The 21841-nt window shown below is 47.9% G+C and carries 18 protein-coding genes; 12 read left to right on the forward strand and 6 right to left on the reverse strand.

Features of this window, described 5'->3' with window-relative positions:
• Positions 1 to 8: 8 nt before the first annotated feature.
• Both JNUCC31_RS23685 and JNUCC31_RS23690 read left to right on the forward strand, forming a co-directional pair.
• Positions 9 to 434 carry a GNAT family N-acetyltransferase gene (locus JNUCC31_RS23685; RefSeq protein ID WP_192265287.1) on the forward strand — a complete coding sequence of 142 codons (426 nt, stop codon included), beginning with the start codon at positions 9 to 11 and terminating at the stop codon, positions 432 to 434.
• Positions 435 to 471: 37 nt separating this feature from the next.
• On the forward strand, positions 472 to 912 hold the full coding sequence (locus JNUCC31_RS23690) for a GNAT family N-acetyltransferase (RefSeq protein WP_228469218.1): 441 nt from the start codon (positions 472 to 474) through the stop codon (positions 910 to 912).
• A gap of 142 nt (positions 913 to 1054) precedes the next feature.
• Here JNUCC31_RS23690 and JNUCC31_RS23695 read toward each other — a convergent pair whose 3' ends face one another.
• From JNUCC31_RS23695 to JNUCC31_RS23715, 5 genes are all read right to left on the reverse strand, one after another.
• Positions 1055 to 2512: an erythromycin esterase family protein gene (locus tag JNUCC31_RS23695; protein WP_228469219.1), complete on the reverse strand. Its 1458-nt coding sequence runs from the start codon at positions 2510 to 2512 to the stop codon at positions 1055 to 1057.
• Between the two features lie 60 nt (positions 2513 to 2572).
• Positions 2573 to 2776: a helix-turn-helix transcriptional regulator gene (locus JNUCC31_RS23700; protein ID WP_175399435.1), complete on the reverse strand. Its 204-nt coding sequence runs from the start codon at positions 2774 to 2776 to the stop codon at positions 2573 to 2575.
• Between the two features lie 23 nt (positions 2777 to 2799).
• The gene (locus JNUCC31_RS23705) at positions 2800 to 3306 is read right to left on the reverse strand and encodes a DUF6773 family protein (RefSeq protein WP_192265289.1); all 507 of its coding nucleotides are present in this window, start codon (positions 3304 to 3306) and stop codon (positions 2800 to 2802) included.
• Positions 3307 to 3806: 500 nt separating this feature from the next.
• Positions 3807 to 4958 carry an alpha/beta hydrolase gene (locus JNUCC31_RS23710; RefSeq protein WP_192265291.1) on the reverse strand — a complete coding sequence of 384 codons (1152 nt, stop codon included), beginning with the start codon at positions 4956 to 4958 and terminating at the stop codon, positions 3807 to 3809.
• A gap of 113 nt (positions 4959 to 5071) precedes the next feature.
• Complete coding sequence (locus JNUCC31_RS23715) at positions 5072 to 5731, reverse strand: TetR/AcrR family transcriptional regulator (protein WP_192265293.1); 660 nt, start codon at positions 5729 to 5731, stop codon at positions 5072 to 5074.
• A gap of 143 nt (positions 5732 to 5874) precedes the next feature.
• Between JNUCC31_RS23715 and JNUCC31_RS23720 the strand changes: the two genes are divergently transcribed.
• Both JNUCC31_RS23720 and JNUCC31_RS23725 read left to right on the forward strand, forming a co-directional pair.
• Positions 5875 to 7095, forward strand: a complete 1221-nt coding sequence (locus JNUCC31_RS23720) for an RtcB family protein (protein ID WP_192265295.1) — start codon at positions 5875 to 5877, stop codon at positions 7093 to 7095.
• Positions 7096 to 7115: 20 nt separating this feature from the next.
• Positions 7116 to 8294 carry a DUF4272 domain-containing protein gene (locus JNUCC31_RS23725; protein WP_192265305.1) on the forward strand — a complete coding sequence of 393 codons (1179 nt, stop codon included), beginning with the start codon at positions 7116 to 7118 and terminating at the stop codon, positions 8292 to 8294.
• Positions 8295 to 8401: 107 nt separating this feature from the next.
• Here the strand turns inward: JNUCC31_RS23725 and JNUCC31_RS23730 are convergent, their stop codons facing one another.
• Entirely contained in the window at positions 8402 to 9442 is a 1041-nt protein-coding gene (locus JNUCC31_RS23730) for a LacI family DNA-binding transcriptional regulator (RefSeq protein WP_228469220.1), read from the reverse strand.
• A gap of 522 nt (positions 9443 to 9964) precedes the next feature.
• On the opposite strand from JNUCC31_RS23730, the gene JNUCC31_RS23735 reads away from it, so the two are divergent.
• The 8 genes from JNUCC31_RS23735 (at position 9965) to JNUCC31_RS23770 (ending at position 21815) form a co-directional block, all read left to right on the forward strand.
• Positions 9965 to 11341, forward strand: a complete 1377-nt coding sequence (locus JNUCC31_RS23735) for an ABC transporter substrate-binding protein (protein WP_416234326.1) — start codon at positions 9965 to 9967, stop codon at positions 11339 to 11341.
• Positions 11342 to 11459: 118 nt separating this feature from the next.
• The gene (locus JNUCC31_RS23740; protein WP_192265308.1) at positions 11460 to 14387 is read left to right on the forward strand and encodes an extracellular solute-binding protein; all 2928 of its coding nucleotides are present in this window, start codon (positions 11460 to 11462) and stop codon (positions 14385 to 14387) included.
• A gap of 75 nt (positions 14388 to 14462) precedes the next feature.
• Positions 14463 to 15374 (forward strand): carbohydrate ABC transporter permease, encoded by a 912-nt coding sequence (locus JNUCC31_RS23745; protein ID WP_192273287.1) that lies wholly within the window; start codon positions 14463 to 14465, stop codon positions 15372 to 15374.
• Positions 15375 to 15376: 2 nt separating this feature from the next.
• Positions 15377 to 16240, forward strand: coding sequence for a carbohydrate ABC transporter permease (locus JNUCC31_RS23750; RefSeq protein ID WP_192265310.1), 864 nt, complete (start codon positions 15377 to 15379; stop codon positions 16238 to 16240).
• Between the two features lie 11 nt (positions 16241 to 16251).
• Positions 16252 to 17718, forward strand: a complete 1467-nt coding sequence (locus JNUCC31_RS23755; protein WP_192265312.1) for an NHL repeat-containing protein — start codon at positions 16252 to 16254, stop codon at positions 17716 to 17718.
• Positions 17699 to 18319 (forward strand): YIP1 family protein, encoded by a 621-nt coding sequence (locus JNUCC31_RS23760; RefSeq protein WP_192265314.1) that lies wholly within the window; start codon positions 17699 to 17701, stop codon positions 18317 to 18319. Before JNUCC31_RS23755 ends, JNUCC31_RS23760 begins: the two co-directional genes overlap by 20 nt.
• Positions 18320 to 18333: 14 nt before the next feature.
• Positions 18334 to 20919: a DUF5696 domain-containing protein gene (locus tag JNUCC31_RS23765; protein ID WP_192265316.1), complete on the forward strand. Its 2586-nt coding sequence runs from the start codon at positions 18334 to 18336 to the stop codon at positions 20917 to 20919.
• Positions 20916 to 21815 carry a carbohydrate ABC transporter permease gene (locus JNUCC31_RS23770; RefSeq protein ID WP_192265318.1) on the forward strand — a complete coding sequence of 300 codons (900 nt, stop codon included), beginning with the start codon at positions 20916 to 20918 and terminating at the stop codon, positions 21813 to 21815. The genes JNUCC31_RS23765 and JNUCC31_RS23770 overlap by 4 nt, the downstream gene beginning before the upstream one ends.
• Positions 21816 to 21841 lie beyond the last annotated feature (26 nt).

The following is a 21841-nucleotide window of genomic DNA, read 5'->3' on the forward strand; positions in this document are numbered from 1 at the left end:
AGAAGAGGATGTCCCAAATAAATATCAATCCAAGTACTTCAGAGGATTCGGAATATGTTCGCCAGCAACTCATTGCTTTTAATGCAGCGCATGTGAGCGAGGAATTAAAGCATCGTTACGAAGAATTGAATTTCAACATCAAAAATGAGTCGGGCGAGATTGTTGCAGGTGTGCTCAGTACACTTTGCTGGAATTGGCTGGAGGTTGACATTCTTTGGGTGGATGCAGATCAGCGGCACCAAGGCTATGGTTCCCAATTGCTATGTGAGGTTGAACGTATTGCGCGCGCGAAATCCTGTGATTTCATCCAACTGAACACATTCTCGTATCAAGCACCGGAATTTTACAAGAAGCATGGCTACCAATTGATCGCAACGATCGATAATGCACCAACCGGACACCGTCATTATTATTTTAAGAAGGACCTAACTTAAGACAGCATATGTGAAATAGGACAAAATCAGGAGGGTTATGATGGTTACCATTAAAGCAATCGAACTTGAGGATTTACCGGCGTTAAGCCAGTTATACAACGAATTGATGGGTACACCGACCAATGAACAACAGATGCAGAAGATGTTTCATTATATCCAGCAAAATGGACACTACCATGTACTCGGTGCATTTTATAACGGGGAACTGGCCGGATCGGTTATGGGCATTGAATGTATGGATCTGGCAGGTCAGTGCAATCCCTTCATGGTTGTGGAGAATGTGATTGTATCCGATCGGGTACGCAGACAGGGAATCGGTCAGAAGCTTATGCTTCAGATTGAGCATATTGCGAGAGATCTTGGATGTGAATACATGATTCTGGTGTCTGGCGATCAGCGCAAAGAAGCTCATATGTTCTATGAAAAGCTGGGCTTTAAGGATGAGAAAGTTCAGGGGTACCGGAAGCATTTTAATTGAAAAATATTTTTCCGATTTCGTGACGGAGATTAGGGGGTGTAATTAGGAAACACGTCGGCGGGGTGTTCTGGGGCGGTCGATCAGGGTAAGTAGACACGTGAAATGGAAAACAAAAAGAGAGCTGGCAGCTCTCTTTTTGTATTTATTCCTTACTTTGTTCTTTGGAACCAGATGAGGATGATCGGATATATTGCGGTGGATGAACATCGTCAATCATTAAAATGCCGTCATACTGATCGCGTGGGACAAAACTCTCAGGAATCATGCCCCAGCTGTATGCAAATCGTGGTTCGAACATCCAGGAGTTGCCTGTTTCCCTGCTCTGATATCGAAGGTCCAGGAAGCTGTAAGGCGTATTCGTAGCGGACATAATGTCCTCAACGGAACCGGGTTCTGCTGGCTCAACGGCATGAACTCCGCCGGCATTATCAGCCGTTTGACCGCTGGATGCATACAATCCAAGAACATAACTGGATTTCTTCATTTCCTCCGAAAGCATCTCACCCATTAAAGGTACTGGATAAGGAGAGCCCATTACTTCACTGTGTGCTTTACGTATATGATCGTTATGTCCCCATACGATGAACTTTTCGTTTGGATATACTTCGGTAACGAGCCACATGAGATTGTCATGCATCGCCTGATCGCGCCACGCCATTGACTCAAAAAACGACTCATATTTTCCTTCATTCATTTCAGCCATTGAACGTATCGAAAGATCGACATATTCCCTCGCTACACGAATTCGATCATTGAGGCTTCGCTCCAGCAGCATAGAAAGTTTCGGTTGATTCGGATATTTTTTTTGCAGATAAGTCTGGTTCGCTTCGGATTTGAGGGCATGAAGGACATCCTTGTATACCTTGATGATTCCATTTTTCTCAGCGTGGTAGGCTTTCAGATCCGTTCCGGCAGAGAAATTGGACAGCTTTTGTTCCGTTTGTGCGAGACGCTTGGCGAGCTCTTTATCCTTCAGCCAGTTACCGTCCAACAACGGGAATTGCAGCTGCATGTCGAAACCGGTCAGGATCAGAGGTTGTTCGGTTTGTGCGTTTGTTTTGAGATAATCGAACAAGGGCATGATTTCCTTAGACCACCAGACGCCGAAGATGGAGTTTTTCATCGTTTGTTCCGGACTTTGCTGTCCTATCATGGCATTAGCCAGGGATGTATTGGAGAGACCGCTTTCGAAGGCAAGAACGTTGTATCCCATTTCCTGATGCAAAAACTGTATCAACCGGGTTTTCGCCAGATTAAATTCGGCAACCCCATGGGAGCTTTCGCCCAGAAATACAATTCGCTTGTCATGCAGCAGTGGCTTCAGCATATTCAGATCCGAAAAGGAATCTCGCTCCTGACCTGTCTTCACAGGCTGGATGCTGTCTAGTCGATACGCATGATCTTTAGCCCATTCGTTCCATTCCACAATTTTCTCATCCGACGTTTTCGCAGATTGCACTTGGGTTACCTGACCCTGTATGGTCTCCATGGCGGATGATGCTGCAGCACCTGCATGCCCTGTTGGATAGAGTGAACTCGCTAGTATGGCTGTAGTCAGTGCAAGTACAGCACCCGTTTTTCTTTTCCTGAAATAAATCAAAATAATGCCTCCTTCATCATGTACGTGATTATAAATGATTTAGTATTGGAACCATCCGGCTTATGTCTGCTCTTCGTCCCAGAACAGGTCATTCAGTGTTCTTGAGAGTGCCTTGCATATGGCAATACATAAGCTGAGGGACGGGTTATACTTTCCCAGTTCTATGAGACCAATGGTTTGCCTCGATACACCAACGATCCGTGCCAGATCGTCCTGCGATAGATCCTTTTCTACCCGGGCGACTTTTAATCGTATATTTTTCATGCCCATTCACCCTTGTATCCTTTCTAAGAATCCCACTGATCTTTTTGTGCTGCTTTTTGACTTGCTTTGTTGGCAAAGTGATGAACTATGACATTGAATCCCGCAAAGAACGGAATATAAAGCAGCAGTGAAGTAATAAATACAAGGAAGAAAAACCACCACTTCTCATGCGCAGTCTCGGCAAACAAAACGGAACTTCTTATGCCCAGGAACAAGGCCATTGAAATACCGATAATTAGGCCCGTAATTATGTTGCGCAGGCTATAAGAAATTTTGCTCGTCTGGTCATGGACTTCAACTTCATCCGAATAAATGCCCAGCATGACGGAACGAAATCCGAAATAGATGCTTCCTGCGAGAAGGATGATCACTTCCGTCAGCATGGAGTAAGTTTCCCAACTGAGAAAGCTTTTGATCATGATGGAGATGCCGCAGATGCACATGATTAAAGTGTAAGCTTCCTTGTACACCTTGTTTTTCAGATTGACGATACGCTCATCCAGATTGCGATTTTTTTTGAACCATTTCATGAGTGACCTCTCCTTTATAAAGATTGTGTACATGTGGGAAATATTTCTTGTTCCCATGATAATATTATTTGAGTCTTTTTGCAATATATATATGTCATTTTGTTTGGTATAAAATACAACATGATAAAATTAAACTAAAATAGATGTTTTCAATTTGTAATTTATATTGCAGTTTTTTTAAAACTTATTTTGCGTAAGAATACACAAATAGAAAAGAGCTTGTATCACTTAGATACAAGCTCTTTTTGTACTAAAGTCCCTTTATTGAATTAACCCTGTGTGATCTTATATGATGTTGATATGAGATGTTTTAGATTCAATCGTATAAATTCATTTGGTATGAGAAGTTTGTCTCCAAGTGTGTTTTTAACGGTGACCGCTGTCATCTTAAATAGAAACAATGCCTGAAATATGAGAGAGCCGATAACCGCGTAATAGGGTTATCGGCTCTGTGTCTGTACGACCAACTCTTTGACATGCGTTTATCAGCACACTCTCGGTTATGTCACTTGTTGCTGGTACTTCTTGATCAAGTCCACGCCATCGTATGCCAGACTTTCCACACTTGCCGCCTTCTGCAGGATGTAATGATCAAAAAAGTTCTTCGTATAGTCTGTAACAAGATTTCGCATCTCCATAGCATCCCGTTCGCCTCTGAGTTCCTCATTCACCCTGGTAAACACGATGTCGCAGTAATCCAAATGCGCAACACGATCAACAGAGAAATAATAGGTTTCCATGCTATTGTTAGCGCCAATTATCGCATTCATATTATAGTTAGGTTCAGAAAACAGAAGCAAGAAGGGTTTCTTAAGGTCGCTGCCCTGAAGGCCGAACGCACCGCTATCCAAGCCAATCCCGCAGGCGAACCGGTCGTCGTCCCGGCAAACCATCGCCGTCGTAAGCCCTCCATACGAATGTCCGACGATGCCTATGCCGATGTCAAAGAGCAATCTGCCCTTAAAGATGGAATCCAGTTCTCCAGAGTCCAGTTTGTAAAGATAATCGGCTACATACCTTACATCTTCTGCCTGTAATTCACTATACTCTGTTACCTTGGCAAGTATCGGCAGTGTAAGCACGTTACGGCACATCTCAATGGCAGTTTCATCGTCAGGCCGCATCTGCATCTTACCAGCCAACGCCAGCATCTCCGGATCTTCAGATAACGCCATAATGGCATCCGAAAAATCCTTTGATACATTAAACAGGCGCCCATCTTTACGCTTATACATCGTGCTATTCGGATGGCCGATGCTTACCACAACATATCCCATGCTTGCCAAGTCTGTACAGATCACTGTACCCCATTCTGGAGAACCGCCCCCGCCGCAAACATAGAATAACACCGGATAGCGCTTTTCCTTCCCGGAGAGAGCAAGGTCGTCGTAACACTGGGTCTTGATATCTATTGAGAAAAAATCCTGCCCATTTAGATACGCAGTGACAAGTGGCTGTTCATTCAACATGTCGTAGACCTCAGGAAACATGTACGTTGATGTAGTCTTACCTTCGCTACTGTCGGACGGATAGTACACAAACGCTGTCAGTTCTCTTTTGGAGTGATCTGATGCCGTGTACTCCAAATCCATTTGGGTTCGACCGACAGTATAGCCGCCAATGGGTTCTGGAAATGTGTCATACGCTTTCAATTTCTTGTTCCCCCTTCATTAATAAAAGTGGTGAATGTGAAAAACATACACGGTGCTATGAGCGCTTTTCAAAACGGTGAAACGATTTCATCCTATCTTCGATTGAATCAGTTCTACTCCCTGGCTTTCTTGATATCGCTAACCATTTCAGAATATTTATGATCTTCAAGCAGCCCATGACTCATAAAGTCAGCAAAGTACTTGCTAAGCTTATGTTGCAGCGTAGAGTCCTTAATATCGAATTCCCTAAAAAACATGACTAAATTAAACTGCATGGACTCAAACATAAAAGAAATCAGGTCGTCGTCAATATCAGGTCGGAGATATCCATCAACCCTCATTCGGCGTAAAATGTCCTTGATTAAAGGGAATGATTCGCCCTTTAGCACATCCAGATATACTTTAAGCAAAGTGTTCTCAGGAATGTTTAAAAATGTTTTAGTGAGTTTGATTTCCAACTCATTCAGCGGCTCGGTCACAGTGCCATTAACATTCCCAAATAAACCTGTAAGGAAAAACAGGTAAAGGGAATCTTCATTACTGTTATTGAAATACGCAGCTCTTTTCTGGGTGACATTACGTACTAAGAGACAATAAAGGTCATCTTTGTCTTCAAAATACCGATAAAATGTTCCGGGGTGCATGGACAAACGATCCAAAACCATCTTCATCGTTATATCCTCGTAAAGATGATTAACAAAAAGATGCATAGCGTTATTCGATATTTCCTCGCGCCGTGCTTCATCTAAACGAAAGAAAGTATTTTTTGGCATAGATTCCTCCTTAATGTGAAGTGTGAACTCATTCACACCATACCGATAATCCATTCACATGTCAAGTAGATTTCCTGCCCATACGCCATAATTTCTGGTAAAATATACAAAGCGTTTTGATGAGAAAGGAGGTTTTACAGATCATGAAAATAGTGGATAACATTAAAGTCTGGGGGGAACCGCTGGAGAATGCAGTAAGCCAGGCGGTGACTTGCTCGCAGCATGGTGATGTACTGGGCGTGGCTCTAATGGCAGACCATCACAAAGGATACTCACAGCCTATCGGGGGCGTAGTCGCCTACCGGAACATGATCAGCCCCTCAGGGGTCGGTTATGATATTGCCTGCGGTAACAAGGCTGTTCGCACCAACCTGATGTGGGACGATATCCGGGACCAGATTGCTGTTATTATGGATGACATTAACTCAACCATATCCTTCGGCGTAGGACGCAACAACCCAACACCTGTGGAGCATGAACTGTTTGAGGATGCCAGCTGGAAGCTGTTTGATTCCATCGAGCCGGGATTACAGCACAAGTTGAAGACACTTGCACGCAACCAACTTGGGACGGTGGGCAGCGGCAATCATTTTGTGGATATTTTTGTGGAAGAGGCGACGGGTAAAGTATGGATTGCGAACCACTTTGGCAGCCGCGGCTTCGGCCACAAGGTTGCGAGTGGTTTTCTGAATTTGGCTGCTGGACGCAAGTTCAGTGGCAAAGCCCCGGGAGAATCGATGGATCAACCGCCGACATTGTTTGACCTCAAGAGTGAAATGGGTGATATGTATTGGGACGGGATGACCCTGGCCGGCCGATACGCGTATACTGGACGCGATTATGTCATTGATCAGGTCCTTGGAATTCTCGGAGCGAGAGCAGAGTACGCGGTTCATAATCATCATAACTTTGCCTGGAAAGAAAAGCACATGGGCGAAGATGTGGTGGTGGTCCGTAAAGGAGCAACGCCGCTGTCACCGGGCCAGCTTGGTTTTGTGGGAGGCAGCATGGGAGATATCTCGGTAATTGTGGAGGGTATCCACAGCGAGGAGAATACCGAGTCTTTCCGCAGCACCGTGCATGGGGCTGGACGGATTATGAGCCGAACCCAGGCGGCTGGCAAAATGAATTATAAGCTTCGCACACGCATGGGCGGCGAGATCAGCGAGGAACAGATGCAGACGGCGATTCGGGCCTATGGTGTGGAGCTGAGGGGTGCAGGAACGGATGAAAGTCCATTTGTGTACAAGAAGCTGCAGGACGTGTTGAATGCGCATGCCCACACCTTGAAAATCAACCATATCCTTCGCCCTGTAGGTGTCGCGATGGCTGGAGGCAATGAATTCGATCCGTATAAGGACTAATTGAAAAGAAGGTGAACCCCATGAGAAATTGTGCGATATACAGCTCCCAGTTTGACCTGGATCAGTTGTTTGAAATGATTCAATCCATATACCCTCAGGATACAATTGAGCGTAAGGAAGACAAAACCCACATTCAAGTTACACGCAAGAAGCTGTTCAGCAAAAAGACGAAAGGCTTCAATATCATGACCAGCCAGACACATCCTGAAGAATTTACTTCAATGATTCAAGGAATGCTGGGATTTCTGAGTCAGATTGAAGGAAAGAATCCTTCGCTGCAGGAAAAGGTACTGATTAAATGCGCTACACTGAATATGGTTGTTGGTATCGAGACCGAAGAAGACATTTCGGAGGAATTCTTCAATGAGTTATTGCACTTGGCAGATGCCCTCGATGCAGTCATCTTCTGGGGAAGTGGCTCCTTGCTGAACGCGCAAGGTCAGCTGCTGTTGGATGTCAATGGAGAATCCGAAGTGGAGGATTACAAAGTGACAGCTCACACCAGTTTTCTGGACGATGTCAGACCCCCGTCGGAATCTGCAACTGTGCGCAAAGAGCGGTCGGAGCGGCTTTTAACAGAGCAAGGAATCCCCTTTAATGTTCATTTGCCTGCAAGAGCGGGGGATGAGCATACAATGATCCGTAGTGTGGAAGAAGTCGCACAGCGTGCGGTAGCGCTTTGTATTGCAGCACTCAAGGGTGAGTGCCTGGGAGCGGGCGAAAGCGCGGAAGATACAGCAGCGCTGGTCCAGGAAGTGATCGACAAGTATGATGCAGCTTCATTTTTTTCGCCTTTGGAGAGAAGATTTATCGAGCAGCATGGGGCCGAGCATCAGGAGGTTATCTCCTTTTCATGGGGGTATGAAGCTTATCATGTGATGTTATGGGCGCTTGGCTACGTCAAGGAACTTGGAGCACCGGTAAATCTTTGTAATGTAGGCCAGGATGTAGGGTATTTGCAGCAATGTGACGATGTTGAAACCTTTGTAGCCGGGGCGCGGTTTCGCTCCAAAAGCGAGATTCTCGATGCAGCAGACCTAATTTACCGATACAACTGGGTGTGTGTGGACAGTCGTGTGAAGGAACAAGCACCTCCCGCGAATCTCAATGGCGGAGTGGCCTACGAACGTCACCGGGCATTGAACTGGCTGATTTGTTACCTGGATCAGGACTGGGATGATGTACGGACAGATACGTAGAATGGACTTTTAAAGTTAACTATTTTTATATAACCCAAACTCAAATACCCCCAAGCCAGGCAAACACTGGTTATGGGGGTATTTGGCGTCTCTTGATACCTTACTGTTTATCCGCTATGTCTTCCGTACTGTTCCCGAATCATAACATCAGCGAGAATCAGCTTTTTCTCTACATTACTCTCCGGATTCACAATGCGCCATAACATCTGGTCGACTGCACGTGCACCAAGCAGTTCCTTGTTTACATTAACCGTGGCGAGCACAGGGATATTGTCGTACACATTATCAAAACCGGTGACCACGCACTGATCGGGTACGCGAATTCCCATGCTCTCCAGGGCTTCAATGGTGTAAAGCGCGAAGAAGTCATTGGCACAGACAAAAACCTCAGGCAAGTTTTCCTCATTAATGACCGAAGTAAATGTCTTACGGAAATCATCCACATCCGGGCTGCTCAGTTCCGGGATCTGATTCAGATTCAATCCGTGTCCCATCAATACTGAAGTATAGGCCACCCAACGTTCATAGAAGCTGTGAGCATCACTGGTATTTCCAACAAACTGAAACCGTTTGAACCCCTTGCGCAGAAGATAGAGCATAACATCACGCATGGATGCAAAATTGTCTGTAAAAATACTGTCACTGTGAAAGACGGGATCCAGATGATCCACCATAACGACGGGAATGCCCAGACGCTTGATTTCAAGCAGAATCGGTGTCGAGATGGAACCGACCGTAATAATGCCCCGAATGGCATCCGGGTTCAGCAGCGTGAATAATTGGTCCGCAGAAGGCTCTGTCAGCGTGAGGATATTGATGCCTTTCTGATTCAGTCGGGAGGATATGCCGTTAAAGACAGGCCCCCAGTATTCGGATTCCTGATTCTGGTAACGAACGTTGGGGAACAGAACCAAAATCGTTCCGCTCCACCGCGTGTTCTGCGGGTCCTGAAGCTCATTGCTGCTATACATATCACCAGACAACATGCTGTTATCTTTGAAATATCCAAGCTTGCCAGCAGCCTTGAGAATAACGTCCCGTGTTTGTTCACTAACACCTGATTTTCCAGACAGCGCTCGTGAGACCGCAAATTTCGACAGACCTGTAAAATGTGCAATTTCCTGAATTGTTACCTTCGTCTTCATCATACCATCCTTACACTCGTAGTTCAGCCGTATTTTTACCTTGAACAATGAGAAACTGATTCTAGTATATCATGTTGTATTTCTCTTAATCTAATAACGGATGGAGAAATGAAAATGTTAGTACCCCTTACATGTAACGACGGAAAAAGACCTCGGTGATGGATTGATATCAGGAGAAAATGGTCGTTTTTTGTTTTGGTTATTATCATTTTGTTATTTATTAAAATAACAAAAGTGGCAAATTCATTTCCCGATGAAATGAGAGAGTACTCAGAATGATATTTGGATAATATGCTTAAACAATGGAGGTTTGGGTGGTATAACAGCAGTTTATCAGAAAAATTAGAAAATGTTAACAATAAAAATGTTGACGCTTACATTGTGCTATGTTAAATTTTGTTTGTCAAAACCAAACGAATAAATAACAAATGGTGGTGGTCGTTCAATTTTTTTTAGGAAGAATGAAATTCAAGAAGCTATGCTGGGCCATGATTTGTATACACATTCGGGGAGGTTGTTAAATTCATGATTAGAAAATGGAATGTTTTGCCGCTGATGTTATTGGCCGTGATGCTTTTTGTATCCGCTTGCAGCGGTGGTGGGACAGCTCAGCCGGGTACTGATGCAACAACCAATTCAGGCAACAGCACGGAGACCGCCGAGACAGACAAAGAAGGCGGAGCGGAAGAAGTGGCAGTCGATGTACCGGATTTGGGTGGACGTGTCATTAAGGTTGCGGCCTGGTGGGATCTGAAGCCTGCGGGGGAGACCGCATCGGATAAGGCTAGGCTGGATAAAATCGCTGAAGTCGAGAAGAAGTACAACGTGAAAATCGAGTTTGTGAATGTGCCGTTTGAAGAATACATGAACAAATTCACAACAACTGCGCTGGCTGGCGAACCGTTCGCAGACATCGTTCAGATGGAATACAAATCCGCACTTCCCGCCATCCTCAAAGGGCAACTGTTGCCCATCTCCGAATTTACCACAGCTGAGAACAACATCAACCAAGAGGCTAACCTGATCGCGAAATACCCTGCCATCGCGGGCAACTCCTACGCATTTGATTCTCCGACCAGCATCGGTCTGGGACTTCACTATAACCGTGACTTATTCAAGAAGCTGTCCCTGCCCGATCCTCAGGAACTTTACAACAAAGGCGAATGGAATTGGGACCAATTCCTGGAACTGGCGAAGCAGGCTACCAAAGATACGGATAACGACGGAAAAATGGACGTATACGGATTTTCCGGCTGGGCCATTGACGTGCTTCGTCACTTTACCGCAGCCAATGGCGGCACAATTGTTGATGATGAACATTCGAAAGAAGGATTATCCGATCCGAAAACGATTGAAGCTGCCGAATTTGTCAAACGCCTGTATAACGTGGAGAATGTCGTGAAAGTCAAAACAGGCGACAAGACGAATTGGGAGGAAAGCAACACGTTCAAGGATGGAGATGTGGCCTTGTTCACTGCTGCGGAATGGCAATTGGGCGATATCACCTTTGCTGCAGGAGTCGTACCGATTCCGAACGGCCCTCAGGGCAATAAGGATGTAACATACGCCAACAACGCGGCATCAGCAAAATTCATTCCCAAAGGTGTGGAAGATCCTAAAATCGTATACCAGATCTATGAAGAGACGTTCGACATCCCACAGATTGAAGAGTATCCAGGTCAGGATTACCTGGAGAGTCGGTATACCGACGAGAAGGACATCGCTATGATTCGAGAGCATATCGCGGGAACCGGACGCATCTTGCTGGATGATGCCTACGCGGGCTATCCAATCGGGGATTATGTAAATGACATTATCAAAAACAATGCTTCCGTTACGGCAACTGCCGAGAAGTACAAAGCACAGGCACAAGCGGCAGTTGATAAGCTCGGCAAACAATAACACCGGCCGTTTACAGGCAGAGGTGCCGTGTGCTTGAGATCATACACGGGCGCCTCTTTTCCTGGACCTTTGAAATAGGGTACGGCTGGCATCAGCCTTGATGAGGAGGACTCGTAGAATGGCTGGAATTCTACAACGAAAAAAATGGATCCTGCCCACAGTAATCGTATCGGCGGCAGCCTGCGTCATACTGTATTTCACCTCCGGTGCAGATGTGAAGAGTGCCGATGTTCCGCCAGGCAGTTTGCCTGCCATTGAGGTAGATGCCATCTTGCAGCAAACGAGGCAGAAGAAGGGTTATGAACAGTATCTGATTCAAGTCGGTGAGGCTTCACGGCCGGAGGCAGACATCACGATTGAAGCGGGGAACTACAGCCGAGCTGAGGGTGAAGGGGTCCATAAACTGGATCATTATGAGGGTATGGAAGGTACGGCACTTCGTACCGGAGAGACTGGAGAGGTCGATTGGATTGTCGATGTGCCGGAAAGCGGGTTGTACAACCTTTCCGTTGTCTATTTTCCCGTAGAAGGCAAGAGCTCCGCGATCGAGCGTGCATTGTACATAGACGGTGAACTTCCGTTTGCGGAAGCCGCCTATTTGCAGTTTGACCGGGTATGGGGAAATGAGAAGGGAGTCGTTGAACAGGATAACCAGGGCAATGATCTTCGCCCAAAACAAGTGGAGAAGCCCCGCTGGATAGAGGAAACATTTCAGGACTCGGACGGATACGAACAGGCTCCATTCAAGTTCTACCTGGAAAAAGGAGAGCACACGTTAACGCTGAAATCCTCCCGCGAACCCATGGTGATTCGATCGATACGGCTATTCAATGAAAAGTCAGCCGTTCCTTATGCGGATACCGCAGGGGCGCAGCAGACGGACTCTTCCGGTCAGCCTAAGGATGTGCTCATCCGAATTGAAGGGGAAGCGGCTGTTGCCAAATCATCACCTACGCTATATCCAACCAGTGAAAGATCAAGTTCAGCCGTATCTCCGTACAGCGCTTCCCAGGTTCGTATTAATACGATTGGCGGCTTTAATTGGCGACTGCCAGGACAGTGGATTGAATGGGAAGTGGATGTGCCGGAGAGTGGACTTTATCATATCGGTTTTACCGCTCAGCAAAATTTTGTCAAAGGCATCTATTCCACGCGCAAGCTGACGATTGATGGGGAAATTCCGTTTGCGGAAATGACGAAGGCGCCGTTCCGTTACCAAAGTGATTATCGCATTGATGTGCTGGGCGGTGAGGAGGCTTACAAGTTTCAGTTGGACAAAGGCAAACATGTCATTCGGCTGGAGAACAGCCTGGGCGACTTTGCCCCACTGATCCGCAATGTGGAGGATAGTTTGTACAATCTGAACTCCATGTACCGGCGAATCTTGATGATTACAGGAACCAAGCCAGACGAATTTCGCGATTACCGGGTGGAGAAGCAGATTCCGAATCTGCTGGAGGTGTTCAGCGGGGAAAGCAAACGTTTGAAGGAAGTGGCAAGGCAACTTCGTCTCCTGTCAGGCCAGTCCAGCGATCAGGAAGCGTTGATCCAAACGATGGCCCAGCAGTTGGACGAGATGATTGACAAGCCGGATACCATTCCAAGAAGGCTCGCTGCTTACAAAACGAACACTGGCGGACTTGGTACCTGGGTACAGCAGGCTCGCGAGCAACCACTTGAGATTGATGCACTCTATGTAGCTTCACTAGACAACAGCATTCCCGGGACGGGTATGGGTCCGCTGGCGAAGCTCGGTCATGAAGCAAAGACATTCTATCATTCATTCTTCATTGATTATAACCAGATCGGGAACGTAGCCACATCGGAGGATCAGCGCACGGTCACGGTCTGGATCGGCAGTGGACGGGACCAGGCGAACACGATGAAGGCGATGATCGATGAGACCTTTACGCCGGAGAGCGGCATCAACGTTAATCTGAAGCTGGTCAACATGGGGACCCTACTGCCAGCCACCTTATCGGGTGAAGGGCCGGATGTGGCGATGCAGATCGGCAATGATCTGCCTGTGAACTTTGCGATGCGCCACTCAGCTGTGGATCTGACGCAATTCAGTGACTACAGCACGGTGGAGCAGGAGTTCAGGGAAAGTGCCATCGTTCCGTACATCTATGACTCAGGTGTGTATGCCCTGCCGGAGACACAGACCTTTAATATGTTGTTTTACCGTAAAGACGTGCTTGCAGAGCTGGGGCTGGAAGTTCCTCAAACGTGGGATGATGTCGAAAGCCTACTGGCGATTCTGAGTAAAAATCATATGGAATTTGGCATGCCGGTGGTGGCCCAGGCCAATATGCAGGGCGTCAACATCCCGCCTAACTCGCAGTATGCCACGATGCTGTTACAGAACGGCGGCTCGTTCTATCGCAATGACGGCAAGGAATCGGATCTGGATTCCCGTATCGGAATTGAAACATTTAAGAAGTGGACAGAGTTGTATACCGATTACAAGCTGGAGCGGGAGTATGACTTTGCCAACCGTTTCCGGACAGGGCAGATGCCGATTGGTCTAACGGATTACACGATGTATAACCAGCTGTCTGTATTTGCACCGGAGATCCGTGGGTTATGGGGATTTGTCCCTGTTCCGGGGACCGTGCAGCCGGATGGAACTTTGAATCGGGACGTTCCGGGTGGCGGCAGCGCAGTGATGATGCTGGAGAGCGCCAAAGATCAGGAAGCCGCGTGGGAATTCATGAAATGGTGGACCAGTACACCGGTTCAGGCTGAGTTTGGCCGTGAGATGGAAGGGCTGATGGGCGCGGCTGCGCGTTATCCGACGGCCAACATCAAGGCACTGGATTCGCTACCATGGCCTGCTGAGGATTACGCCAACCTTAAGGCACAATTCGAAATGGTCAAGGGCATTCCCGAGGTGCCTGGCGGTTATTTTACCGGACGCCATCTGTTCAATGCATTTTACAAGACGGTTGTTGGCCAAGTGGAGGCCAGGGAATCCATTATGGATTACACCCAATATATTCAGGACGAGATTCGGATCAAGCGTAATGAATTTGGTCTTCCGTAAGCAGAGGGAGGGTTAACAGTGTCACAAATATCACTCCAAGACGGACAGAACAGTCCTCCTGAGAAAACGCCGGGGATGGGCCTGAAATCATGGTGGTCCTGGAAGCTCAAGGAAATGAGGGCCAGCAAACACTCCTATGTACTGCTTGCTCCTTACATGGTCCTGTTCACCATGTTCACTGTAATTCCGGTGGTCATCTCCATCATACTCAGCTTCACCTATTTTAACATGCTGGAGTTTCCGCGGTTTATCGGCTGGCAGAACTATACCCGGCTGTTTCTGGAGGATGACGTATTCCTGATTGCCATCAAAAATACATTGCTGTTTGCCATTATCACCGGACCGATCAGTTATATTGCCTGTTTTGTGTTCGCGTGGATTATTAATGAGTTAACGCCCAAATGGAGAGCATTCATGACATTGATTTTCTATGCACCATCCATTTCGGGGAATGTCTACTTTATCTGGCTGATGATTTTCTCGGGAGATCGTTACGGTATAGCCAATGGATTGCTAATCAAATGGGGATTTCTGCTGGAACCGATCCAGTGGTTGAAGACGGAAGCCTACATTATGCCGATCCTCATACTGGTGCAATTGTGGCTCAGTCTTGGCACAGGCTTTCTGGCGTTCATCGCCGGTTTGCAGACCGTAGACCGGACGTTATATGAGGCAGGTGCGGTAGACGGAATCAAAAATCGCTGGCAGGAGCTCTGGTATATCACCCTGCCTTCGATGCGCCCACAACTGATGTTCGGTGCGGTCATTCAACTCACGACCTCGTTTGCGGTGGCAGATGTCTCTATTGCGCTGGCTGGGTTCCCGAGTGTTAACTATGCAGCAGAGACCGTGGTGACCCATTTGATCGACTTTGGTACAACACGATTTGAAATGGGGTACGCGTCGGCGATAGCAACCGTGTTGTTCATGATCATGGTGGGCACCAACCTGCTGGTACAGAAACTGCTTCGAAGGGTGGGAGAATAGCTATGGCTGCAATTGCGACAGGCAAAAAGCGGGTGAACCGCTCCTTATCGGGAAGCCTCTCCCTGTTTGCCCTTCTGCTCGTATTTGGTGCCTTTATGGTGCTGCCGCTAATCTATGCGATCAATAATGCGTTCAAACCGCTGGATGAGATTTTCACCTTTCCACCAACACTATTTGTCAAAAATCCAACGTTCAGCAACTTCACCGATCTGCTGAATCTGCTGAGTGACTCGTGGGTGCCGTTCTCACGGTATATCTTCAACACGGTATTTATTACGGGCATTGGCATCGTGGGCCATGTGCTGCTCGCTTCAGCAGCGGCTTACCCGCTCGCCAAGCACAAATTTCCGGGCAAAGTGTTCATGTTTCAGGTGGTAGTGTTATCCCTGATGTTCACGCCTGCCGTAACGGCGATCCCGAACTATATGATCATGTCATGGCTCGGATGGATCGATACGTATTGGGCTGTCATTATTCCGGCGTTTGCCTATTCATTAGGTTTGTATCTGATGAAACAATTCATGGAGCAAATTCCGGATGCGCTGCTGGAGGCGGCGAAGATTGATGGTGCAAGTGAATACCGGATCTTCTGGTCCATCGTGATGCCGAACGTGAAGCCGGCCTGGCTCACCTTGATCATCCTTCTTTTTCAGATGTTATGGGGCAGTGACGGCAATGGATACATTTACAGTGAGCAGCTTAAGACATTGCACTATGCGGCGGGTCAGATCATTCAGGGTGGCATATCTCGGGCAGGTGCAGGTGCTGCGGTGGCACTTATTTTGATGAGTGTGCCTATTACGCTGTTTATTTTCTCACAGAGCCGCATCATTGAGACGATGGCGAGCTCGGGCATGAAGGAATAAGGAGGAACGATATGGCACGCACAGTGAAAAGATGGCTTGTTCTCCTGGCGGCAGTATCGCTGCTGCTGGTGAATGCCGTGCCTGCGGCAGCGTCCCCGGCGCCGTATGAGAGCTATAACTATAACTACTGGCAAGAGGCTGTTCCTTCACCGGATGCCTATCTGCCTCAGCGAACCATATCGGGCAGCGACCTGGGCATAGGTGAATTTAAAGATCCCGGTGATGTGAATGTATCTCCCTCCGGGCAGATTTATATTTTGGATAGCGGAAACAACCGACTTGTTGTGCTGGACTCGGATTATAAGCTGCTGCGGGTGGTCGAAGGATTTATGATGGACGGCAGCAAGGAGAGTTTCAATGCTCCAGGTGGATTATTCGTGGATGAAGAGGAACGAGTATACATCGCTGATACAGGGAACAGCCGCGTGGTTGTGCTGGATGCGGAAGGCAAACTGATCCATACCATTACGAAGCCGGAGTCCGATATCATCGCGACCAATGCTCAGTTCCAACCGCTGAAATTGACTGTGGATCGGGTAGGACGCTTGTATGTGGTGGCTCAGGGTGTTTACGAAGGAATAATGCAGTTTGACGAGCATGGTCAATTCATCGGATACGTCGGTACCAACAAGGTGGAACGGGACTACGGCGAATACATTTGGCGGATGCTTTCAACCAAAGCCCAACGGGCACAGATGGTTTTGTTTGTACCGACCGAGTTTTCCAATGTGGATATCGACTCCAAAGGGTTCGTGTATGCGACCAATATCGACCCCGGTTCCAACGAACCGATCAAACGGCTCAACCCATCCGGCGAGGATGTGCTGAAACGATTTGGTTATTTTGATGTCAAAGGAGATGTCAGGTTCCGCAACAACCCGGGTCCGTCCAAACTGATTGATGTGAAGGTACTGGGTAACGGTATGTACAGTGTGCTGGATGCAACGCAGAATCGGGTGTTTACTTATGATGATGAAGGTCATCTGCTCTACGTATATGGAGGCAAAGGCAATCAGGTGGGCACACTCAAAACACCAGTAGCCATGGAACAATCCGGGGATCATCAGCTGGTGCTGGATCGGGGGAAAAACAATCTGGTGATCTATGAGCCAACACGGTTCGGAGCCAGCGTGAATGAAGCGGTTGCCCTTCATTATCAGGGTGAGGATACAGAAGCTGTCCATATCTGGCAAGAAGTGCTGAAGCTGAACGCCAACTATGATATTGCCTATATCGGTATTGGCAAGTCCCTGCTGATGGAGAAGAAAAACGAGGAAGCCCTGGGTTATTTCGAACTGGGGATGGATCGCAAAAGTTACTCTGTCGCGTTCAAAAGACATCGGCGGGAGATGATGAAGGAGCATTTGGGGACCTTTCTGACGCTTGCCATCGCGCTGATTTTCATTCTGATCCTGGCCCGAGTGGCGGTTAAATGGAGACGGAGGAGGCAAATGGACCGTGAAGCAGGATTACATTAAGTTTCCGCTGCATCTCATTTTTCACCCCATCGAAGCATACTGGGATCTCAAGTCGGATAACCGGGGCCGGCTGCTTGTCGCTTTTTCGGCACTGGCGCTCACCATAATCATGATGATTTTGCAAAAGCAATACGCGGGATTTCTCGTCAATTACATCGATCCTCGCACGATTAACAGCATCATTGAGATTGCGACAGTTGCGGTGCCGTTCTTTCTTTGGTGCATGGCCAACTGGGCGGTAACCACCCTGATGGAAGGGGAAGGAAAGTTCAGGGAAATCTTTCTGGCAACAGGCTACTCGCTCATTCCGGTTATTCTGATCTATGCCCCGATGATCGTCATCAGCCGGTTCATGGTCCAGGAGGAGACTGCCTTTTATTATCTGTTTAATAGCATTGCGTTCTTCTGGTTTCTGCTGCTTCTCTTCATTGGCATGATGACGGTGCATCAATATACGGTGATCAAAACGATCATAACGATGCTGCTGACGGTGATTGTAATGGGCATTATCGTGTTCCTCGGAGCATTGGTGTTCAGCATGTTGCAGCAGTTGTATGAATTCGGTTACAACATCTATCGCGAGTTGATTTTTCGGACCTAAAGGAGGCGGCATCCGTGAACAAAAGGCAACGAATATATGCGGTGCTGGCCAGTGGTGCAGCTGTGATCCTGCTTGCAGCCGGACTGCTGTATATCAACAACAGGGGAGTACCTGCCGTGGAAGCAGCGGCTTATCTTGAAGCAACAACGGAGGCCATACCAACCGGGACGGAATCACTGCAATTCCTTTCCGATTCTTCACAGGGTGTGCCCGGTATGCAGTTGGTTGCCGAAGACCAGGGGATGGGGCTCTATTACAACGAAGAGACGACCGAAATTGCTGTTCGAGATGGAACGAGTGGACAGATCTGGTACAGCAATCCGATCGAACGTAATCAGGATGGCCTGGCTTCCGGTTATGAAAAGGAAGTTCTGTCCTCCCAGCTGAACGTGTCATTTCGGGATGCAATCGGTACACTGGAGAACTTTCCGAACTTTAGCTCCAGTATCAGCAACCAACAGTTCGCAGCGGCGAATGTGGAACAGGGAATTCGGGTTACATACACGCTCGGGGATACCTCGCTAGGTATTGATGCCCTGCCCAAACTGATCAGCAAACAGCGTCTGGAAGAGAAGGTCCTTTCGAAACTGGATGCTACAGTCGCAAGATATACGTCTGCCCGGTACTATCCAACCAAGAACAATCCGGATGTGCTGGAACGGCTCGATGGACAGATTTCAAAGCAGCTTGTGCTGAACAAGATGCTGGATGCCTTTGAGACGGCAGGGTACACCGCTGACGATCTTGCTTATGACAATCAGGAGAATGGGGTTGAAGGCGGGGGCATATCGGATAAACCAAGCTTCGTCATTCCGGTGGAATACCGGTTGGATCAAGGTTCGCTGGTGGTCACGGTGCCGCTAAGTCGGGTGAAAGAGAGCGGACCATACCGCATTCGCAATATCGATCTGCTGGCTTACTTTGGTGCGGCGGATACGAAAGGTGAAGGTTATATGTTTGTCCCCGACGGTTCAGGCAGCCTGATCTATCTGAACAACGGAAAGGTCAAGGAAGAGCAGTACGTACAGCGTGTGTATGGTGCAGATCCGAACGATAATTCGCTCGGTCGTCCTCAGGTGAGTGAATCTGCGCATATGCCTGTGTTTGGTCTGAAGAACGGTGAACATGCCTGGTTTGCCGTGATTGAAAAAGGGGATGGCATGGCCAGTATCTCTGCGGATATTGGAGGCAGGCAAAATAGTTACAACCATGTCTATGGCACGTTTTCCCTGCGGGGTGAAGATGAACTGGAGATGTATACCTCGCAAAAGATGCAGGAAATTCAGCTATTGAGCGAGGAACCTTTCCGTGGGGATATTCAGGTCCGGTACCATTTCCTTCATGGGGAAGATGCCAGTTATTCCGGCATGGCTCGGTTGTATCAGCAGCAGTTGGTGGGGGAAAGTGTACTGAAACCGCTGGAAAACGAGTCTGCCTTACCTTTTTACGTGGATGTGTTAGGTGCAGTGGACAAAAAAACTTCATTTCTGGGTGTGCCTTATCGGACCACATTGGCTATGACGACATATGAACAAGCGGCTGAAATGGCTGTGAAGCTGCAGCAGGAGGGTGTGAACCGCGTGCAGATGCGGTATCAGGGATGGTTTGGTGGTGGCTTCAGTCACGGTACACCCACCCAGGTCAAATTGGACAGTGAAGTGGGCAGTCGTTCTGAATTACAGAAGCTGTCTGAACAATTGAATCAGTCTGGAGGAGCGCTGTTCCCTGATGTGGCGTTCCAGCGTATTTATCACGATGATTGGAACTTTGCTCCATCCTCGGATGCAGCGCGATTTGTAACCAAGGAGACAGCTGAATTGTATCCATACAGTCCTGCCCTCAACCGGATGGATCGGAGCAAAGACAGTTATTACCTGCTGTCGGCCGCCAAGCTGCCGTATGTGATGAGCGAGTTTGCCGGAAAAATCAACAAGTTGGAACTCAGCGGATTATCTCTGCGTGATCTCGGGCAGGTATTGAGCTCGGATTATCGCGATAGTCGTGTCATCCACCGGGAGACCGCGAAGAACATCGTGAAGGAGCAGCTGGGCAAGCTGCAGCAAGAGTATCCAAACATGATGTTGTCATCAGCTAACGCCTATGCGTGGGGATATACACAGCATATTGTGGATGCTCCCTCAGGCTCCAGCCGGTTCAACATTACCGATGAGGAAGTCCCTTTTTATGAAATGGTCATTCATGGATATATGGACTACGCTGCTTCTCCAATGAATACGTCAGGGGATCAGGATCTGCGCAAACAGCTTCTCCGTAGTCTGGAGCTGGGCTCAGCTCCGCAGTTTCAATGGACGTATGAACCAGCGTCCAAGCTAAAGCTGACCAGTTATGATTCGGCTTATGCCACTGACTATGCATATTGGGTAGATGAGGCAGCTGAATTATACAAGGAAGCAAATGGAGTACTGGGTGAGTTGAGAAACCAGCCAATGACCGAGCATGAACGAGTTCAGGATGGTGTTGTACGTGTCACATACCGTGGCGGGACGTCTATTCTGGTGAATTACAATGATGATCCGGTAACGATCGATGGAATTACCGTTGGCGGGGCGGACTATACAGTGGAAGGAGTGAACCGATGAGAAGCCTTCGTTTGTCGCTGAAATCACGAAGAGCGCTGCTTGGACTTGCGTTTATTTCGCCATGGCTGATTGGTTTCATCTTTCTGTTCGCCACGCCGCTGCTGCAATCGATCCGGTTCAGTTTGAGCAATCTCTCGGTTGCCCCAGGAGGATATGTACTGGATTTTGTCGGGCTGAAAAATTTCAGGGATGCCATACTGGTTGATGCTACATTTAACCGGATCTTGGTGGATTCGGTCGGAGCGATGCTGCTGAATGTGCCGATGATTCTGTTCTTCAGTTTGTTTACAGCAACACTGCTTAACCAGAAATTCAAGGGCAGAACGATGGCACGTGCGATCTTCTTCCTGCCGGTTATTCTGGCCTCCAGTGCGGTGGCAGCGGCCGAGTCCGCAGGTCTGATCAATCTGATGGGGGACGCCAGTGCGATTGAATCGTCTACCGAAGGGGGAGCTTCGTTCAACGTCATTTCCATTGTGCGAATGCTGAATGATGTGGGATTGCCCATGGCATATGTCGATTACATCGTGGAAGCCATTATGCGCATTTACGATATTGTCAGCAGCTCCGGCGTACAGATTCTGATCTTCCTCGCTGCGCTGCAATCGGTACCCGGCTCGATGTATGAAGTGGCCAAAATTGAAGGCGCAACAGCCTATGAATCATTCTGGAAAATTACGTTTCCTATGGTGAGTCCATTGATTCTGACGAATGTCATCTATACCATTATTGATTCCTTTGCAGGCAGCCCGGTGACTGAGGCGATCTACCAGACCGCATTCAAAACCCAGAACTTCGGTCTGAGCTCAGCCATGTCCTGGTTATACACACTGGTCATCGGTCTGGTACTGGTTGTTGTTGGATGGGTGCTGTCACGACGGGTTCATTACAATTGAAAGCGAACGAACGTTGAAGGAGGCAT

Origin of the sequence: Paenibacillus sp. JNUCC-31 (assembly GCF_014844075.1) — a bacterium.
Classification (GTDB): domain Bacteria; phylum Bacillota; class Bacilli; order Paenibacillales; family Paenibacillaceae; genus Paenibacillus.

Bases quoted from the DNA above. Each gene is read 5' to 3' on its own strand.
- JNUCC31_RS23735 (WP_416234326.1), top strand. From the start codon at position 9,965: ATGATTAGAAAATGGAATGTTTTGCCGCTGATGTTATTGGCCGTGATG.
- JNUCC31_RS23770 (WP_192265318.1), top strand. From the start codon at position 20,916: ATGAGAAGCCTTCGTTTGTCGCTGAAATCACGAAGAGCGCTGCTTGGA.
- JNUCC31_RS23705 (WP_192265289.1), bottom strand. From the start codon at position 3,306: ATGAAATGGTTCAAAAAAAATCGCAATCTGGATGAGCGTATCGTCAAT.
- JNUCC31_RS23720 (WP_192265295.1), top strand. From the start codon at position 5,875: ATGAAAATAGTGGATAACATTAAAGTCTGGGGGGAACCGCTGGAGAAT.
- JNUCC31_RS23685 (WP_192265287.1), top strand. From the start codon at position 9: ATGTCCCAAATAAATATCAATCCAAGTACTTCAGAGGATTCGGAATAT.
- JNUCC31_RS23730 (WP_228469220.1), bottom strand. From the start codon at position 9,442: ATGATGAAGACGAAGGTAACAATTCAGGAAATTGCACATTTTACAGGT.
- JNUCC31_RS23690 (WP_228469218.1), top strand. From the start codon at position 472: ATGATGGTTACCATTAAAGCAATCGAACTTGAGGATTTACCGGCGTTA.
- JNUCC31_RS23725 (WP_192265305.1), top strand. From the start codon at position 7,116: ATGAGAAATTGTGCGATATACAGCTCCCAGTTTGACCTGGATCAGTTG.
- JNUCC31_RS23740 (WP_192265308.1), top strand. From the start codon at position 11,460: ATGGCTGGAATTCTACAACGAAAAAAATGGATCCTGCCCACAGTAATC.
- JNUCC31_RS23700 (WP_175399435.1), bottom strand. From the start codon at position 2,776: ATGAAAAATATACGATTAAAAGTCGCCCGGGTAGAAAAGGATCTATCG.
- JNUCC31_RS23755 (WP_192265312.1), top strand. From the start codon at position 16,252: ATGGCACGCACAGTGAAAAGATGGCTTGTTCTCCTGGCGGCAGTATCG.
- JNUCC31_RS23715 (WP_192265293.1), bottom strand. From the start codon at position 5,731: ATGCCAAAAAATACTTTCTTTCGTTTAGATGAAGCACGGCGCGAGGAA.
- JNUCC31_RS23745 (WP_192273287.1), top strand. From the start codon at position 14,463: ATGGGCCTGAAATCATGGTGGTCCTGGAAGCTCAAGGAAATGAGGGCC.
- JNUCC31_RS23750 (WP_192265310.1), top strand. From the start codon at position 15,377: ATGGCTGCAATTGCGACAGGCAAAAAGCGGGTGAACCGCTCCTTATCG.